General features: G+C 64.0%; 14 protein-coding genes and 1 pseudogene. 13 read left to right on the top strand and 2 right to left on the bottom strand.

Annotated features, from left to right (window positions below; translation table 11 throughout):
- A partial coding sequence (yihA, locus tag RMO57_RS12875) for a ribosome biogenesis GTP-binding protein YihA/YsxC (RefSeq protein ID WP_310387198.1) occupies positions 1 to 436 on the bottom strand: 436 nt, incomplete at its 3' end.
- 110 nt (positions 437 to 546) lie between these two features.
- Between yihA and RMO57_RS12880 the strand changes: the two genes are divergently transcribed.
- The 12 genes and pseudogenes from RMO57_RS12880 (at position 547) to RMO57_RS12935 (ending at position 13,281) form a co-directional block, all read left to right on the top strand.
- Positions 547 to 1,152 (top strand): c-type cytochrome, encoded by a 606-nt coding sequence (locus RMO57_RS12880; RefSeq protein ID WP_310387200.1) that lies wholly within the window; start codon positions 547 to 549, stop codon positions 1,150 to 1,152.
- 119 nt (positions 1,153 to 1,271) lie between these two features.
- The gene (locus RMO57_RS12885; RefSeq protein ID WP_310387202.1) at positions 1,272 to 3,437 is read left to right on the top strand and encodes a cytochrome c biogenesis protein ResB; all 2,166 of its coding nucleotides are present in this window, start codon (positions 1,272 to 1,274) and stop codon (positions 3,435 to 3,437) included.
- A complete protein-coding gene (ccsB, locus tag RMO57_RS12890) occupies positions 3,434 to 4,819 on the top strand; it encodes a c-type cytochrome biogenesis protein CcsB (RefSeq protein WP_310387204.1) in 1,386 nt (461 codons plus the stop codon). The genes RMO57_RS12885 and ccsB overlap by 4 nt, the downstream gene beginning before the upstream one ends.
- A 7-nt stretch (positions 4,820 to 4,826) precedes the next feature.
- Positions 4,827 to 5,606: a substrate-binding periplasmic protein gene (locus RMO57_RS12895; protein WP_310387206.1), complete on the top strand. Its 780-nt coding sequence runs from the start codon at positions 4,827 to 4,829 to the stop codon at positions 5,604 to 5,606.
- An 84-nt stretch (positions 5,607 to 5,690) separates the two neighbouring features.
- Complete coding sequence (gene msrP, locus RMO57_RS12900; RefSeq protein ID WP_310387208.1) at positions 5,691 to 6,674, top strand: protein-methionine-sulfoxide reductase catalytic subunit MsrP; 984 nt, start codon at positions 5,691 to 5,693, stop codon at positions 6,672 to 6,674.
- Position 6,675: 1 nt separating this feature from the next.
- A complete protein-coding gene (locus RMO57_RS12905) occupies positions 6,676 to 7,284 on the top strand; it encodes a protein-methionine-sulfoxide reductase heme-binding subunit MsrQ (protein ID WP_310387210.1) in 609 nt (202 codons plus the stop codon).
- Between the two features lie 59 nt (positions 7,285 to 7,343).
- A pseudogene (locus RMO57_RS12910) lies at positions 7,344 to 7,901 on the top strand (FAD-dependent oxidoreductase); the annotation flags it as partial.
- A 393-nt stretch (positions 7,902 to 8,294) separates the two neighbouring features.
- On the top strand, positions 8,295 to 8,663 hold the full coding sequence (locus RMO57_RS12915; RefSeq protein ID WP_310387225.1) for a dihydroneopterin aldolase: 369 nt from the start codon (positions 8,295 to 8,297) through the stop codon (positions 8,661 to 8,663).
- Between the two features lie 16 nt (positions 8,664 to 8,679).
- A complete protein-coding gene (gene ttcA / locus RMO57_RS12920) occupies positions 8,680 to 9,609 on the top strand; it encodes a tRNA 2-thiocytidine(32) synthetase TtcA (RefSeq protein ID WP_414896420.1) in 930 nt (309 codons plus the stop codon).
- Entirely contained in the window at positions 9,610 to 10,380 is a 771-nt protein-coding gene (locus RMO57_RS12925) for a response regulator transcription factor (RefSeq protein WP_310387214.1), read from the top strand.
- Positions 10,377 to 11,678 carry an ATP-binding protein gene (locus RMO57_RS12930; protein WP_310387217.1) on the top strand — a complete coding sequence of 434 codons (1,302 nt, stop codon included), beginning with the start codon at positions 10,377 to 10,379 and terminating at the stop codon, positions 11,676 to 11,678. Before RMO57_RS12925 ends, RMO57_RS12930 begins: the two co-directional genes overlap by 4 nt.
- Before the next feature lie 85 nt (positions 11,679 to 11,763).
- A complete protein-coding gene (locus RMO57_RS12935; protein WP_310387219.1) occupies positions 11,764 to 13,281 on the top strand; it encodes a Do family serine endopeptidase in 1,518 nt (505 codons plus the stop codon).
- 18 nt (positions 13,282 to 13,299) lie between these two features.
- Here the strand turns inward: RMO57_RS12935 and RMO57_RS12940 are convergent, their stop codons facing one another.
- Positions 13,300 to 14,178, bottom strand: coding sequence for a Kdo hydroxylase family protein (locus tag RMO57_RS12940; RefSeq protein ID WP_310387221.1), 879 nt, complete (start codon positions 14,176 to 14,178; stop codon positions 13,300 to 13,302).
- Positions 14,179 to 14,292: 114 nt separating this feature from the next.
- Here RMO57_RS12940 and RMO57_RS12945 point away from each other — a divergent pair.
- Positions 14,293 to 14,797: NTP transferase domain-containing protein (locus RMO57_RS12945; RefSeq protein WP_310387223.1), on the top strand; the 505-nt coding region annotated here is incomplete at its 3' end.

Genomic DNA, 14,797 nt, shown 5'->3' on the forward strand with positions numbered 1-14,797 from the left:
CGAGGCGCGAATCCACCATCAGCACCACGCCCGACAGTGAGCGGCGCACCTCCAGATAGTCGGCCATGACTTTTTGCCAACGCAGCTTGGCCGAGCGCGCCACCGCCGCATAGCCGTAACCGGGCAAGTCGGCAAACCAAGCGTCGGCGGCGTCCTTCGGGCCGAGCTCAAACAAATTGATATGTTGCGTGCGGCCCGGCGTCTTGGACGCGAAGGCCAGCCGCTTTTGCTGGGCCAAGGTGTTGATGGCGGTGGACTTGCCGGCATTGGAGCGCCCGACAAAAGCGATTTCGGGCAACTCGTTCGCGGGCAAATGCACCAACTCGCTGGCGGTGGTCAGAAAACGCGCCGTGTGGGTCCAGCCCAACACCACTTTTTCCGTCGGAGTTGTCTCAATTTGCGCAGAATGCTGCGGCGCAGAAGTGGTGTTGATCATGGATTGTTCTGGCTGAATGGATTGCCATTGTAAAATCTTAAAGTTGCGCTTACCGAATCAATAAATTCATGCCTAAGACTGCTGCTTTGACGAAACCTCTGGTTTTCCTGATGTCCGGCCTTGTTGGCCTTTTGTTTGCTTCCGCCGCTGGTGCGAGCGAGGCCGTTGCCCCCGCCAAGCCCGATCTGGTCAAGGGGCAAGCGACCTCAACTCAAATCTGTGTCGCCTGCCACACGGCCGACGGTTCACGCGGCAGCCCCGCCAATCCGATCCTGCAGGGTCAACACCCACAGTACTTGGTCAAGCAATTGACCGAGTTCAAGGCGGGTCAACGCCGAAACGCCATCATGCAAGGCATGGCCGCAGCGCTGTCAGAAGAGGATATGCGCAACGTCGCCGCCTTCTACGCATCCAAGCAGGCCAAGCCGGGCTTCTCCAGAGATGCTGGCCTGGTAGCCTTGGGCGAGCGCATCTACCGCGGCGGCATTGCCGACCGCCAAGTCCCCGCTTGCGCAGCCTGCCACAGCCCCAACGGCGCCGGCATGCCCGCCCAGTACCCGCGTTTGGCCGGTCAGCACAGCGATTACACCGAGTTGCAGATGAATGCCTTCCGCTCCGGCACGCGCGCCAACAGCCTGCAGATGAACGGCGTGGCCGCCAAGATGAATGACCGCGAAATCAAGGCCGTGTCGGACTACATCGCCGGCCTGCGCTGAATCGTCGGTTCAAGCGCCAAGCCGCCAGCCAGCTTTGAATCTGCAAAAGGCCGGTGAAATTCACTGGCCTTTTTTCTTGGCGTCCTGCACCGTATCCGATGTCTTCCGACACTAGACCCATGAGTGAGTCCTCCAGCAACCCCGCAATACCGGCATTGCGGCCCGGCAATAGCGTCGCCAGCGATGTGCTTGATCTGCTGGCATCCATGCGTTTTGCGATTGCGCTGCTGACGATCATCTGCATTGCATCCACCATCGGCACGGTGGTGAAGCAGCGCGAACCACTGAACAACTACGTCAATCAGTTCGGGCCCTTCTGGGCCGAGGTATTCGGCAAGTTCGACCTCTACACCGTCTACGGCGCTTGGTGGTTCCTACTGATCCTGGCGTTTTTGGTGCTATCGACCAGCCTGTGCATCGCCCGCAATGCACCGAAGATTTTTCATGATCTGAAAAACTTCAAAGAGTCGGTGCGCGAGCAGTCGCTGCAGTCCTTTCACCACAAAGCACTCGGCCATATTGGCATCGGCCCTGAGGTCGCCTTGAACCAAATCACGGCCTATCTGAACGGGCTGGGCTGGAAGACCCGGGTGCAGGCGCGCGAGCGCGGCATCATGCTGGCCGCGCGCAAGGGTGCCGCCAACAAGCTCGGCTATCTGGCCGCGCACTCCTCCATCGTGCTGATTTGTCTGGGCGGCCTGCTCGACGGTGACCTGCTGGTGCGGGCGCTGATGTGGGCACAGGACAAAACGATTTACCAAGGCGGCGGTCTGATCAGTGAGGTCAAACCCGAGCACCGCCTGCCGACCAGCAATCCGAGCTTTCGCGGCAACCTCATGGTGCCCGAGGGCGGCCGCGCCGCCACGGCGATTCTGAGCATGCCCAACGGCGTGGTGCTGCAAGACCTGCCCTTTGACGTCGAGTTGCAGAAATTCATCGTCGAATACTACGAAACCGGCATGCCCAAGCTGTTCGCCAGCGAAATCAGCATCCGCGACCATGAAACCGGCGCCGTCACGCGAGCCTTGGTCAAGGTCAACGAGCCGGCCTTTCACCGCGGCATCGCGATTTACCAGAGCAGCTTTGAGGATGGTGGCTCTGATCTGAAATTGCTGGCCCGCCCTATGGGCAAACCCGGCAAGGCCGGCAGCGTCGGCGAGGCAGGCAAGCCCTTCACAATCACAGGTCGGGTCGGCGGCAGCACCGAACTCAAAAGTGGCGCAGAGAGTTTGAAGCTGGAATTCGCCGGGCTGCGGGTCATCAATGTCGAGAACCTTGGCGGCGACCCGGCGGCAGGCGGCGGCACCGATGTGCGCAAGGTCGATCTGGTCAATTCCCTGCAAAGCCATTTGGGCAGCGGCGCCAAGACCCGCACCGATAAAGAACTGCGCAATGTCGGCCCTTCGTTCAGCTACCGGCTGCGCGATGCGTCCGGCCAGGCGCGTGAGTTCAACAACTATATGGTGCCGGTCGAACTGGACGGGCAGTGGGTCTTCCTCGCCGGTGTGCGGGAGACGACGTCCGAAGCCTTCCGCTATCTGCGCATCCCGGCCGACGCCAAAATGAGCATGGACGGCTGGCTGCAGCTGCGCCAGGCCTTGCTCGACCCGGCCGAGCGCGAGCGCGCTGCCAAGCGTTATGCCGAGGCCGCCACGCCGACCGACAAGCCGCAAATGACGCCGCAGTTGCAAGCGACAGCACGGCGCGCGCTGGCCTTGTTCGCGGGCGCCGAGGGCGTCAAAGCGGACAGCAAAGCGGGTGCTGATTTACCCGGTGGCTTGCCGGCCCTGTCGCAATTCATCGAGAGCGAGGTGCCGGAGGGCGAGCGTCAGCGCGTTTCCGAAGTGCTCTTGCGCATCCTCAACGGCAGCCTGTTCGAGCTCTACAAGCAAAACCTCAGCCAAGCCGGCCTGCCCGCGCCCGCTGCCGATGCCGCCACGCAGGCCTTCATGACGCAATCGGTGTTGGCCTTGTCGGACAGCATGTTCTACCCCGCGCCGGTGCTCTTGCAGCTGGATGAGTTCAAGCAGGTGCAGGCCAGCGTCTTCCAGGTGACCCGCGCGCCGGGGCAAAAACTGGTCTATTTGGGTGCCATCCTGCTGATCATCGGGGTATTCGCTATGCTCTACATCAAAGAGCGCCGCTTGTGGCTATGGCTGGAGCCGGCGCCCGGTCAAGTTGAGGCGACGCGCATCCGCATGGCCTTGTCCAGCAGCCGCGAAACACCCGATACCGCGACCGAATTCGCACAGCTCAAGCACGATATTTTGAAAGACAGCGTATGAACAGCGCGACCCATACGGCCAGCCCCGGCCCACACATCAACATCAAGCCACCCGGTGCGAGCGGACCATTCAGCGGCCGTGACGCCTTCGACTGGCTGTTTGCGGCGCTGATCGTGGCCGGTGGGCTGTTTGCCTTCACACGCTACGGTGCCTCGATGGACGTGTATGAAAAAGGCATCCTCGGCTTCGCCATGCCCGCATTGATCGCGCTGGGCTGGTTCTGGCGGCCCTTGCGTCTGCTGGTGGTGCTGGCCGGAGCGGCCAGCCTCTTGTCCATCAATCTGTATGGCCAGCACGGCGATGCGTTTGGCGCCGATTTGGGCGCAGCCGACAAGGTCTTCTGGCTCAAGTACGCGCTCGCCAGCCAAAGCGCGGTGCTGTGGATGAGCCTGCTGTTCTTCATGAGTACGCTGTTCTACTGGGGCGGCTTTTTTGCCAAAAAGGGCGAGGCCAGCGCGGCCGAAGCGATCGGCTCCAAGCTGGCCTGGGGCGGCGTCTTCATGGCGCTCGTCGGCACCATGGTGCGCTGGTTCGAAAGCCACCAGATCGCACCCGATATCGGCCACATCCCGGTCAGCAATCTGTACGAAGTGTTCGTGCTGTTTTGCTGGATGACGGCGCTGTTTTATCTCTATTACGAGGCCAAGTTCAAGACCCGCGCACTCGGCGCCTACGTGATGCTGGTGATCAGCGCGGCGGTGAGCTTTTTGCTTTGGTATTCGGTGGCGCGCGAAGCGCATGAAATTCAACCGCTGGTGCCGGCGCTGCAGAGTTGGTGGATGAAGATCCACGTGCCGGCCAACTTTGTCGGCTATGGCACTTTTGCCTTGGCCGCCATGGTGGCCATGGCCTATCTGCTCAAAACGGCCACCCAGCGTGCACTGCTGGTTGGCCTGATCGGCATGCCGCTTGGCCTGATTGCGGCGATCTTGGCGGCACGCTTCTTTGCCGCCGGTCTGACCCCCGAGACCCTCCAAGGCCTCGACGGCTGGGCGCGCAAGATGGGCGGCATCCTGGTCTTTTTCGCCATCTGCGTGACCTTGCGCAAACCCTTGACCGCACGTCTGCCTTCGCTGCCTACGCTCGAAGACCTGATGTACAAGTCGATCGCGCTGGGCTTTGCCTTCTTCACCATCGCCACCATCCTGGGTGCTTTCTGGGCGGCCGAGGCCTGGGGCGGCTATTGGAGCTGGGACCCGAAAGAAACCTGGGCGCTGATCGTCTGGCTCAATTACGCGGCCTGGCTGCATATGCGCCTGATGAAAGGCCTGCGCGGCACGGTTTCGGCCTGGTGGGCGTTGAGCGGTTTGGTCGTGACGACCTTTGCCTTCCTCGGCGTCAATATGTTTTTGTCGGGCCTGCACTCTTACGGCACGCTTTGATGTGCTGATGCCGCTGCGCGCGCTAGGCCTGCTGCTCTGCTTGGCAGGGGGACAGGCGTCGGCCGAAACGGTGCGCATCGCCACCGGCGAGCTACCGCCCTACGCGAGCGAGTCGCGCGCCGACAAGGGGCTAGCGCTGACCATCGTCCGGCGGGCCTTCGAGCTGGTCGGCCACAAGGCGGAGTTTCACTTTCAACCCTGGTCGCGCGCGCAGATGGAGACCAAGGCAGGCCTCTGGGATGCCTCCGCGCATTGGGGTGCGTCGGCCGAGCGGCGGCGCGATTTTTTGCTCAGTGACAACATCCTGACCGAACAATGGCTGATCGTGCATCGCAAGCAAATTGCGCTGAAGTGGACGCAGCTCAGCGATTTGCGCCCCTACACGCTGGGCTTCATTCGCGACTACACCTACACGCCCGAGTTCTGGGCCTTGATCCGCAGCAATGAGCTGCGCGGTGACCACACACCGAATGATTTGGCCGGTCTGCGCAAAATGATTCGGGGCCGGATCGACGCCATGCCGATGGAGCGCAATGTGGCCTGCGACCTGCTCAAGCACAACTTCAGCATCAAAGAAGCGGACGAATTTGCCGCTCACCCGCGCTTGCTGACCGACACCTTCACCACCCACTTGATCTTGCCGCCACAGCAGCCGCGCAGCGCCGGCTTGCTGAGCGACTTCAATCGCGGGCTGAAGGCCTTGCGGGAAAGTGGCGAACATGCGCGCCTGCTGCAAACCGTGCAGTGCCCGGCGAGTTGGGCCAGCAGCGCCCTGCCCCTACGCTGACGCAAATTTGTCGCAGCGCGTAAGCTTTTGCCGGCGTGGCCGACAGACAACCAAGGCCACACTCAACAGCCAACAAGGTAAGCCATGGATAGCAAGGATCTCCCGCTCATTTCCGCCGCAGAAATCACCCCGCGCGCAGCCTATGAGGAGCGCCGTCAATGGCTGCGCCTGATGGCCAGCGGCGCGGCCGGCGCGGCACTGGCCACCTGGGCCGGCCGCGAAGCGATGGCCCAAGCACCAGGCGGCGGCAAATTGGCCAAGCTGCCCGGTGCGCGCAGCGCAGTGGCCGGCAGCTTGGTGATGGACAAGCCGACCAGCTACCAAGACGCCAGCACGTACAACAATTTTTACGAATTCGGCACCGACAAGGCCGACCCGGCGCGCACCGCCGGCACACTCAAGACCCGCCCCTGGACCGTCTCCGTTGAGGGCGAGGTCGGCAAGCCGGGCGTGTTCGATCTGGACAGCTTGCTCAAACTCAGCCCCATGGAAGAGCGCATTTACCGGCTGCGCTGCGTCGAAGGCTGGTCGATGGTGATCCCCTGGGTCGGCTACTCGCTGGCCGAGCTGATCAAAAAGGTCGAGCCAACGTCGAAAGCCAAGTTCATTGAATTCACCACGTTGGCCGACAAGGCACAAATGCCGGGTCTGCGCGGCGGCGCGCTCGACTGGCCCTATGTCGAAGGCCTGCGCATTGATGAGGCCATGCATCCGCTCGCACTCTTGGCCTTCGGCATGTACGGCGAGGTGTTGCCTAACCAGAACGGCGCGCCGGTGCGCCTGGTGGTGCCGTGGAAGTACGGCTTCAAGTCGGCCAAATCCATCGTCAAGATCCGTTTGGTCGAGAAGCAACCGACCAGCAGTTGGACCAAGGCCGCGCAGCAAGAATATGGCTTTTATTCCAACGTCAACCCGCAGGTCGACCACCCGCGCTGGAGCCAGGCCTCGGAGCGCCGCATCGGCGAAGACGGGCTGTTCGCCAAGAAGCGGCCGACGTTGATGTTCAACGGCTACGCCGATCAGGTGGCCTCGCTGTATGCCGGCATGGACCTGAAACGAAACTTCTGAGATGGCGCGTCGTTCGCTCTGGCTGCATCCTGCCGCCAAGCCCACTTTGTTCCTGCTTTGCCTATTGCCGCTGGGCTACTTGATTTGGGCGGCGGTCAACAACCAGCTCGGTGCCAACCCCGCCGAGGCCTTGATTCGAGGTTTAGGCGACTGGACTTTGCGCACGCTGTGCCTGACGCTGGCCATCACGCCGCTGCGTCAGTTGTTCAACCTGCCCGCCTTGGCGCGGTTTCGCCGCATGCTGGGCCTGTTCACCTTCTTCTATGCCTCGCTGCACCTGCTGTCTTACGCCTGGCTGGACATGGGGCTGGATCTGGCCGAGATCGGCAAAGACATTGCCAAGCGGCCCTTTATCCTGATGGGCTTCAGCGCTTGGGTCTTGCTCTTGCCGCTGGCAGCGACCTCGTTCAACCGCGCCATCAAAGCCCTCGGTGCAAAGCGCTGGCAGGCCTTGCACAAGGCCGTCTACGGCGTCGCGCTGATCGCCATCATGCATTTCATCTGGATGCGCGCCGGCAAGCAGAATTTTGGCGAACCGGCGATCTATGGCGCGATCCTGGCCGCGCTCTTGGGCTGGCGGATTCAACGTTTTTGGCGCGGCCGGGGATAATCGCCAACTTCGCAGAACCCCCCACCCACCCCATGCCCGACCAACAGCCGCTCTCAAACATGGACGTCGCCATCATCGGCGGCGGACCGGCCGCTTGCAGTGCGGCGTCGTGGCTGCATCAGCTGGGGCTCGGCGTCGCATTGATCGAGCGCGAGCCCCAGCTTTGCGCCAGCTTGCAGTCGCTTCAATTCGGGCAGGATTGGGTCTTGGGTGCGCCGGGTCAAAACCTCGCCACCTTGGGCCAGCAATACGCCCGCCATGTCGAAAGCCTGCGCTCGGTGCAGGTCTTGCTCGGCCAGAGCGTTGCCCATCTAGATTGGGTCAGCGGCGCAGGCTGGCGCTTGCAACTGGACGACGGCCGCAGCCTGAATGCCCGCGCCTTGCTGCTGGCCACCGGCCTGAAACCCTTGCGGCCCGATATTTACTTTGACCCTGGCCAGGCGCCAAACCCTCGTTTGATGGATGCACTGGGCCTGACCGCCTGCCGCGATCAACTGCCGGCCGGGCGCCTGCTGCTGCTGGGCGGCGGCGACAACGCGGTCGAGAACGCCTTGTACTTGCAAGCGCGCGGCCACCAAGTGACCTTGTGGTCGCGCAGCGATTGGCGGGCTCAACAAAGTCTGGTGGCGCGCCTCAGCCCTGAGCGGCTGACTCTGCGGCCCAGCACCGCCATGCCGGCGCGTCTGAGCGCCGATGAACAAGGCGTCAGCGTGCAGTCGCAGCAGTTCGGCGACGAACGTTTTGATCATGTCGCCGCGCTGCTGGGCTTCGAGGCCGAACCGAGTGCTTGGCTGCTGGTCGGTGACGCGCTGCAGCGCGCCGGCGTCACCGCGCCTTCGCACCCCTTCCGAGACGAACCCCGCTTCTGCCCGCTGGGCTTGTTCGTCGCCGGCGACGCCAGCGGCCACCAGCACCCCAGCGTGCAGACCGCTTTGGGCGACGGGGTCGTGGCGGCCAAAGCGGTCGAGGCTTTTCTGCGCCCGCTGACCGAGGGCCAGCCGACGCTGGCGATGCGCCGCAACAACCGCCAGATCATCCACATCAGCGGCCTGCGCTTCGGTGCCAATCTGGGTGTGCTGGACTTCGAGCGCGAAGGGCCGCAGCCGATCCAGGTCGACGCCGAGGTCAATCTGGGCGCGCAGGCGATCGTCTCGCGCGACGCCGATATCGGCCATGTGCTGGACTACCGCCGCGTGCGCACCATCATCATCGACGAGTGCACGGCCGAACATACCGATCTGCTGGAGGCGCTGCTGGGCAAGCTCTGCACGCGCCTGATGAAGCTGCCCGGCGTGGTCGGCGTGCGCATCAAGGTGACGAAATTAGAGATTTTCCCCGACTGCCAAGTCGCAATCAGCGCCGAATGCGGCCAATGGTGAACATAAAGTGAACGCAATCAATATTGAAGCGCTGGCTCCGGCCGAAACGACAGAAGACGCCAAGTTGACGGTCGAAATCAAAAAGCTGTCCAAGCGCCTGCACCGCCAGGTTGGCCAGGCCATCACCGACTACAACATGATCGAAGAGGGCGACCGCGTGATGGTCTGCCTGTCCGGTGGCAAAGACAGTTATGCCATGCTGGACATTCTCATCAATATGCAGCAGCGCGCACCGATCAACTTCGAGATCATCGCCGTCAATCTGGACCAGAAGCAGCCCGGCTTCCCCGAACACATCCTGCCCGCGTACTTGAAGGGCCGCGGCGTACCCTTTCACATCGAGGAGCAGGACACCTACTCCATCGTCAAGCGCCTGATCCCCGAGGGCAAGACCACCTGCAGCCTGTGCTCGCGCCTGCGCCGTGGCAATTTGTACCGTGTGGCCGAGGAGTTAGGGGCGACCAAGATCGCTTTGGGCCATCACCGTGACGACATCATCGTCACCCTGCTGCTGAATATGTTCTTCGGCGCGCGCATGAAGGGCATGCCGCCCAAGCTGGTCAGTGACACCGGCCGCCATGTGGTGATCCGCCCGCTCGCCTATGTGGCCGAGCCCGATCTGGTGCGCTGGGCCGCGCACCGCGAGTTCCCCATCATCCCGTGCAATTTGTGCGGTAGCCAAGAGAACCTGCAGCGCGTGCAGGTCAAGGCGATGATCAATGAGTGGGAGAGCAAGTACCCCGGCCGGGTCGAAAACATGTTCACCGCCATGAGCAAAGTCGTGCCCTCGCACATGATGGACCGCGAGCTGTTCCCCTTCCAAACCCTCAAGGCGACCGGCGTGCCGGATGCCAATGGCGATATCGCGTTTGATGAAGATGAGGGCTGTGCGCCAAAAGTGCAAGCAACGGCGCCAACGTCCGTCATCACGCTGCGCCCACGCTGAATGCGCCTGCTGCTGGTCGAAGACGATTTGATGATTGGCGAGAGCCTGCGCCTGGCCTTGCGCCAGGACGGCTATGCGGTCGACTGGGTGCGCGACATCAGCGCCGCCAAGAGCGCGCTGGCCAGCGAGCGTTTCGACTTGGTGCTTTTGGACCTGGGTCTGCCCCAAGGCGGGCCACCAGCACAGGCCCGCACCAACCCGCCACTCAGCGGCCTCAGTGTCTTGCAGGCGCTGCGCGCGCGCCAGGACAACACGCCGGTGATCGTCTTGACCGCGCGCGACGGCCCAGGCGAGCGCGTGCTGGGCTTGGACAGCGGCGCCGACGACTACCTGGTCAAACCGTTCGAGCTGGACGAGCTGAATGCGCGCATCCGCGCGGTGCTGCGTCGGCACAGTGGCCGCGGCCAGCCGCTCTTGACTTGCGGTGCCGTCAGCTTGGACCCCGCGACCCGCCAAGTCACGTTGGCCGGCCAGCCGGTGCTGCTGTCGGCCCGCGAGCTGGCCTTGCTGGAGGCCTTGATGCAGCGACCCGGCGCCCTGCTGTCGCGCGCCCAGTTGGAAGACCGGCTCTACGGCTGGGGCGAGGAGATCGAGAGCAATGCGGTGACGGTCTATATCCACCAGCTGCGCCGCAAGCTCGGGACCGACTTCATCCAGAATATGCGCGGCGTCGGCTATTACGTCGGCTCGCCAGCGGGTGGCGGCGGTGGAGGCGGAGGCGGAGGCGGAGGCGGAGGCGGAGGCGGAGGCGGAGGCGGAGGCTCGGCATGAAATTGAACTCGCTGCGCGCTAGGCTGCTGCTCAGCCTGCTGGTCCTGCTGGCCGCGGCCGCGCTGGTGCTGGGGGTAAGCAGTTACCGCAGCGTGCTGGCCGAGACCGAGACCTTGTTCGACTACCAGCTGCGCCAGATGGCGCTGGCGCTGCGCGATCAAGGCGAGATTGCGCCCAGCCAGGCGCGCAGCTTCAGCGACGAGCAACTCGACTTTGTCGTGCAGATCTGGACGGCCGATGGCCGCAGCATCTACGCCTCGCGCCAGCACGCCAATCTGCCCGCACGCGCCCTGCTGGGCCTGGCCGAGATCGATGTGGCCGGCCAGCACTGGCGCACCTACAGCGTGGCGACGCCAGGCCGGGTGATCCAGGTTGCGCAGCCGGTGCAGATTCGCCAAAAGCTCGCGGCAGCGGCCGCCCTGCGCAGCGTGCGGCCGCTGCTGTGGTTGGCCCCTTTATTGGCCCTGCTGGGCTGGTGGCTGAGCGCGCTGACGGTGGCGCCGCTGCGGGCGGTGGCGGCCGAGGTCAGCCAGCGCGATGCGCAGGCGCTGGCGGCGCTGCCCACGGCCGGTCTGCCCGACGAAGTCGCCCCCTTGGTCAAGGCACTGAATGCCTTGCTGCAACGGCTGGGCAGCTCGCTGGATCAGCAGCGCGCCTTTGTCGCCGATGCGGCCCATGAGCTGCGCTCGCCGCTGACCGCCTTGAAGCTGCAGGCCCAGCTGCTGCAACGCGCACCCAGCGACGCGGACCGGGCCACCGCCATGGCCGCTTTGACGGCCGGCATCGACCGCGCGGCCCGCTTGGTTGAGCAGTTACTGGCCCTGGCGCGCGCCGAGCCTGGTGGGCCGGCGCTGGCCCTGCAAGCGCTGGACTTGAGCGAATTGGTGCGCGGCGTGATGGCCGACTGCTTGCCGCTGGCTTTGGAGCGCGGCACTGAACTGAGCTTGCAAGCCGAGGCGACGGTCCAGGTGCAAGCAGAGCCGGCGGCGCTGGCCATGCTGGTGCGCAACCTGCTCGACAACGCCTTGCGCCACGGCAAGGCCGGTGGTCAAGTTGAATTGAGCGTCAGCACGATAGACGAGCGACCCACGTTGACGGTCGATGATGACGGGCTCGGCATTCCAATCCAAGACCACGAACGGGTATTTGACCGCTTCTACCGCCGCAATCCCGGCAGCGAGACGGGCTCGGGCCTTGGCCTGGCGATCGCACGCAATCTGGCCGTACAGCATGGCGCCAACATCAGCTTGAGCGATTCGCCTCGGGGCGGCCTACGGGTCAGCTTAACCTTCGCCTAATCTTGGCCTAATCAGGCCCTAACCGGGCAGGCCTATCGTTCAGGACATGCGGAATCTCCCGCGGCTTTGACGACTGGAACACGCCATGACCATCACACCACTGAACGCCGCCTTGCTGGCTGCGGGCCTGACTGGCGGCGTGATCGCCATTGCGTTGAACGCACCGCAATTCCAGCAGACCGACGCAGCCGCCAAGCAAACCATCACGCAGAGCGCTAACGACGCTCTCGCACAGACGGCCGTGATGCCGCAGATCGCCCCCATCCCGGCGCTGGCCGCCGGCGCGGTGCCCGACTTCCGTGCCATCGTCAAGCAAGCCGGCCCGGCCGTGGTCGGCGTGACCGTTGAGGGCATGCGCCGCGCTGGCCATGAAGAGCAGGACGAGTCCGACTCGGTCGCCGAGCCGCAAGCGCCCTTCTCACCCTTCTTCCGCGGCCAACCCGGCCAGCGCGGCCGCGATCAGGGCGCCCAGCCCTTCCGTGGCCAAGGCTCCGGCTTCATCATCAGCAGCGACGGCCTGATCCTGACCAATGCCCACGTGGTCAACGGCGCCAAGGAAGTAACGATCAAGCTCAGTGACCGCCGTGAGTTCGCGGCCAAGGTGCTCGGCATCGACAAGGCGACCGACATCGCCGTGCTGCGCATCCAAGCCAACGACCTGCCGACGGTGCGCCTCGGTGACCCGCGCCAATTGGAAGTCGGCGACCCGGTCTTGGCGATCGGCGCGCCGTTCGGCCTGGAGCAGACCGCCACCCAAGGCATCGTCAGCGCCAAGGGCCGCTCGCTGCCCAATGATGCGCTTGTGCCCTTCATCCAAACCGACGCGGCGGTCAACCCTGGCAATTCCGGTGGCCCGCTGTTTGACGGTTCGGGCGGCGTGATCGGCATCAACTCACAGATCTACTCGCAGTCCGGCGGCTATCAGGGCCTGAGCTTTGCCATCCCGATCAATGTGGCCTTGAAGATCAAGGACCAAATCGTCGCCACCGGCCGCGCCCAGCATGGCCGCCTGGGTGTCAATGTGCAGGATTTGAACCAGTCACTGGCCGACTCCTTCGGCATGGCGCGCCCCGACGGTGCACTGATCGCCCAGGTCATGCCCAATAGCGCGGCCGCCAAGGCCGGCCTCAAGCCCGGTGATGTGGTCACCGATGTGGACGGCGAGCCGGTCGTGCGTTCGGGCGCCCTGTCCAGCCTGATCGGCCTGTCGGCACCCGGCGACAAGATCAAGCTGAAAATCTGGCGCGACCGCACGGCGCAGACCTTGGACGTCGAACTGGGCGGTGCCGAGGCCGACGCCAGAATAGCCAGCAGCGCCAAAGAACCCGGCGCTCAGCAGGGCCGGCTGGGCCTGGCGCTGCGACCCTTGAACAAGGACGAAAACCGCGCGCTTGGCGGAGCGCCGGGTCTGCTGATCGAGGACGCAGCCGGCCCGGCCGCGCGCGCCGGCGTCAATGCCGGCGATGTGCTGCTGGCCATCAACGGCCGGCCGGTGCAGTCGGCCGAGCAGGTCCGTGAGGTCGTCGCCAAGGCCGGCAATTTGGTCGCGCTCTTGATACAGCGCGGTGAAAACAAGATCTTTGTGCCGGTCAAGCTGGGCTAGACCAATGACACGTACGGGCTACCTGAGTTCTCGACCCAGCAGCCGCTCCAAGGTGCCGCGCGGCGAGCTCTCGGGTTGCTGCTGGTGCGCCACGTCGAGATAAAAGGTTTGCTCCAGCATGTGCTGCCCGCCCATCGCGGCGTGCAGCACTTGGTCACTGAATACGATCCAGGTTGTGCCGGGCGCGAAATCGATGCGAGTCTGCGGGCTGCTGCGCTGAAACTCGGCGTCAGCCTTGGCGTGGTCGTGCAGCTTGAGCATCAGGTGGTCACATTCGGTGCGGCGGCGCTTGGTGATGTGCAGCTTCTCCAGCAACCAGGCGGAGCCCGGCAGCGGCCGGCCGATCTGCGGCAGATAGCGCTTGGCATGCGCTTCGAAGGGCTCGCCGACGCGCCACTGCCGCGCCTGGCCGTTCGGGTTGACATTACAAAACACCCGCAGCAGCCGCGTGCCTTGCATCGGGTTGGACGGGAAGGCATCTACATGCAAGCGCGTGTCATCCTTGCGCCAGCTGGTTTCACGCCCGGCCACATTGACCGGCCTGAATGAGCTGTTGCCGCGCCGCAAATGGCCGCGGTAATGAGGGAACAAGCGCAGTGCCAAGGCCTCGCTTTGCTCGGCGTATCGCCCAATCATCGCCTGCAGGGCGGCCAAATCCTGGGCGCTGCCGACAGCGCCGCGCAGCTCGTTGGCCGGCCAACGCACCGAAATGTTCTTGGCCTTGGCATCGGCCCAGCGTGGGTCCAGAAACTGCCGCTCGTTTGGCGTCAGCACAAAGGGCAACTGCGCAAACTGCACGACCTCGCCGGCCTCGATCACGCTCTCGATACCGCGCGTCGGGCCGTCATCGGCCCACGTGCTGTCGGGGAAGTCGCGGATAGTCGTGATGCTGCTCATGGATGCGAGGCCTGTTGGTAAAACAACGCCGGCAGTTTACTTGCCCGCGTCATTCGGGCGCCACACGAGCCCCGCCATAATTGCGCCTTCTCAGACCGAGTCACACCTCACCTTATGTCGCTGAATATTGTCATCATGGCCGCGGGCAAGGGCACCCGCATGAAGTCCGCCCTACCCAAGGTGCTGCACAAGCTGGCCGGGCGTTCGCTCCTGCAACATGTGCTGAATATGACAGCGGGCCTTGGCGGCGCGCGCAATGTGGTGATCACCGGCCATGGTGCCGAGGCGGTCGAGGCGGCAGTCGCCGGGCCCGGTGTTCAGTTCGTGCGCCAGATGCCGCAACTCGGCACCGGCCATGCGATTCAACAAGCGGTGCCCGCCCTCGAAGGCGACGGCACCACGCTGATCCTGAACGGCGATGTACCGCTGATCAAGCAAGCCACCGCGCGCCGCCTGGTCGAAGCCTGCGACGGCCGCGCACTGGTGCTGCTGACCATCCATTTGAGCGACCCGAGCGGCTATGGCCGCATCCTGCGCCAAGGCGGCAAGTCGGACGGCCATGTCTTGGCCATCGTCGAACACAAAGACGCCAGCCCCGAGCAGCGCGCTATTTACGAAG

Origin of the sequence: Roseateles sp. (assembly GCF_031397715.1) — a bacterium.
GTDB lineage: Bacteria > Pseudomonadota > Gammaproteobacteria > Burkholderiales > Burkholderiaceae_C > Paucibacter_A.

Bases quoted from the DNA above. Each gene is read 5' to 3' on its own strand.
- RMO57_RS12880 (WP_310387200.1), top strand. From the start codon at position 547: ATGTCCGGCCTTGTTGGCCTTTTGTTTGCTTCCGCCGCTGGTGCGAGC.
- RMO57_RS12885 (WP_310387202.1), top strand. From the start codon at position 1,272: ATGAGTGAGTCCTCCAGCAACCCCGCAATACCGGCATTGCGGCCCGGC.
- ccsB (WP_310387204.1), top strand. From the start codon at position 3,434: ATGAACAGCGCGACCCATACGGCCAGCCCCGGCCCACACATCAACATC.
- RMO57_RS12895 (WP_310387206.1), top strand. From the start codon at position 4,827: ATGCCGCTGCGCGCGCTAGGCCTGCTGCTCTGCTTGGCAGGGGGACAG.
- msrP (WP_310387208.1), top strand. From the start codon at position 5,691: ATGGATAGCAAGGATCTCCCGCTCATTTCCGCCGCAGAAATCACCCCG.
- RMO57_RS12905 (WP_310387210.1), top strand. From the start codon at position 6,676: ATGGCGCGTCGTTCGCTCTGGCTGCATCCTGCCGCCAAGCCCACTTTG.
- RMO57_RS12915 (WP_310387225.1), top strand. From the start codon at position 8,295: ATGCGCCGCAACAACCGCCAGATCATCCACATCAGCGGCCTGCGCTTC.
- RMO57_RS12925 (WP_310387214.1), top strand. From the start codon at position 9,610: ATGCGCCTGCTGCTGGTCGAAGACGATTTGATGATTGGCGAGAGCCTG.
- RMO57_RS12930 (WP_310387217.1), top strand. From the start codon at position 10,377: ATGAAATTGAACTCGCTGCGCGCTAGGCTGCTGCTCAGCCTGCTGGTC.
- RMO57_RS12935 (WP_310387219.1), top strand. From the start codon at position 11,764: ATGACCATCACACCACTGAACGCCGCCTTGCTGGCTGCGGGCCTGACT.
- RMO57_RS12940 (WP_310387221.1), bottom strand. From the start codon at position 14,178: ATGAGCAGCATCACGACTATCCGCGACTTCCCCGACAGCACGTGGGCC.